Genomic DNA, 1,872 nt, shown 5'->3' on the forward strand with positions numbered 1-1,872 from the left:
GCTATGCTCGGCGGCTTCCTGGCGCGCAAAGGAGACGGCGAACCCGGAGTCAAGACCATCTGGCAAGGCCTGCAGCGAGTGGTGGATTTCGCCGCAGGCCTCCGGTACGCCCGTGAACTTGACGACTGAGATGTGTGTAATCAAATGGCCTTACTGTCCGCCAATACGCCCAATCTCTCTTGGCAAAACGGGAGGCGTCCATATAAATATTCTGCAAAATTAGTTGAAGCAAATTTGCTCCCGGCGGCTCGGAAACGGTTAGCTGGCGGGACCAGCAGGAACAAATTTATGCAAACCAACGAGCGCATTTCGCTCACACAACTAAAGAATGAAAGGGACTTCCCCGTCCCGAGGCTGCTGCGGAAGCCGCGAATCGGCATCAACGTGCCATGATGAGGTTTCGGCCTTCATCAACACCAGCAAGAGGGGAAGTCCATGCCTATTGTCACCGTTGGAATTGACCTCGCCAAGAACATCTATGTCGTGAATGGTCTGGAACAGGAACCGGCGCATCAGTCGGCGAAACCACCAATACACCGTTTGCCAGGCCGGGAAATCCTTGGGCAACATGCACCGGCCGCAGCCAGCACCAGGTATCGCAAGGCGTTGATGACCTCGCGAAGATCTCCCTTCCTGCGTCGCCCTCGCTGGGCGGGCTTGGGCAGCAGAGCTTCTATTGCCGCCCACTCCACCTCCGTCAGAGAACACGAACGGTCCTCTGCGGCAATACTTTCCAAAGGGCAAAGACCTGTCTCGGTGGAGCGCTCAAGAGATACAGGCCGTTGCGAATGCACTGAATACCAGGCCCCGGAAAATGCTTGATTGGAAGACACCCGTTGAAGCCCTGGACGAATACTTAAAATCTGTTCAACAATCTGGTGTTGCGACGACCGGTTGAATCCGCCCTAGCAGCCTGAACCCAAGCGCGCAGCAGACAGATGCAGTTACCTAACACAGCGCCACAACGACAATGAATACGAATGGCTGCGTGATGCCCACGATGCCGTGGATCGCCAGCAGATTAAGCTGTTCACGTTCCTCGTCGGCCAGCAGGAACTACTCGCTCAAGAACCTATCTGCAGGGAAGACGCAGATCGTCGCGCCGTTGATGGTCGAGGAATTGCCCTTTTATGGCATCCGGAACGCTTCAGTTCGGAGTGGTGAATACTGTTCGGCTGAACGAGGCCTTGGGCTTGCCGAAAAGGATGCTGCACATGGCGCTCATCGAGAAAGCCGAGCAGCGACGCTATTGCGAAGTCTCCGCTACTGCCGCTGTTGCATGGGACGCGGCTACCACTGCCTCTTGCATCAAATGGAGAGCACGACTCGATGTCCTGCTCATCGTTACTCCATGCACTCTGCACCTTCTGCGGTGCGGGCACGCAACACCGTTTTGCTTGAATGTGCAACTTATCGAGGCACCATATCGTTGCGCGCATTGCCGGGCCCGCTAGGGTGGGCAGAGGTGCCGACCTGGCGGTGTTCGGCCCATGAGCCGAAGTACCGCAAGGCGTTGATGCGGTCTGGCATGGGATGCAAAAGCCTTGGCCAGGCATCTCCAGGCACGGCTTCATCTGAATACCGCGATCCCAGGCATCCGTCGTAGGGCGTTGGCCAGGGTTGTCGTTGCGTTCGTGTTCCTGCCTCCGATCGCCGTCGCCAGATAAGCGTCGGCGCAGCGTTTCAGGGCAGTGTTTGTGCGTTGCACGCGCTCGATTGACGCTTCGCGACCCTCTGTCGGTGACAATTTCAGTTCGTTTGGCGTAAGTCCTTGATTTTTTAGGCTCGTCGGCGGAATCTGTGGGTGAAAGCGGATGTGCGGCTAGCCGAGTGAAGCCCGATTCAGGTACTGATAGAGCTTGCGACAGGTTG

1 protein-coding gene and 3 pseudogenes are annotated in these 1,872 nt (G+C 56.8%); 3 read left to right on the forward strand and 1 reads right to left on the reverse strand.

All coding sequences use genetic code 11. The features are described 5' to 3' along the window. The coding region (locus tag A3A5_RS41855) for an IS4 family transposase (protein WP_018312157.1) at positions 1-129 on the forward strand (129 nt) is incomplete at its 5' end. 348 nt (positions 130-477) lie between these two features. Here A3A5_RS41855 and A3A5_RS41860 read toward each other — a convergent pair. Then, positions 478-701: pseudogene (locus tag A3A5_RS41860) on the reverse strand (transposase); the annotation flags it as partial. Between A3A5_RS41860 and A3A5_RS41865 the strand changes: the two are divergent. Together A3A5_RS41865 and A3A5_RS44960 are read left to right on the forward strand one after the other, a co-directional pair. Then, a pseudogene (locus A3A5_RS41865) lies at positions 698-898 on the forward strand (transposase); the annotation flags it as partial. The pseudogenes A3A5_RS41860 and A3A5_RS41865 sit on opposite strands and share 4 nt — an antisense overlap. A 56-nt stretch (positions 899-954) precedes the next feature. Next, positions 955-1,147 (forward strand): annotated as a pseudogene (locus A3A5_RS44960) (ATP-binding protein); the annotation flags it as partial. Positions 1,148-1,872: the final 725 nt, after the last annotated feature.

The organism is Cupriavidus sp. UYPR2.512 (assembly GCF_000379565.1).
Lineage (GTDB): Bacteria > Pseudomonadota > Gammaproteobacteria > Burkholderiales > Burkholderiaceae > Cupriavidus.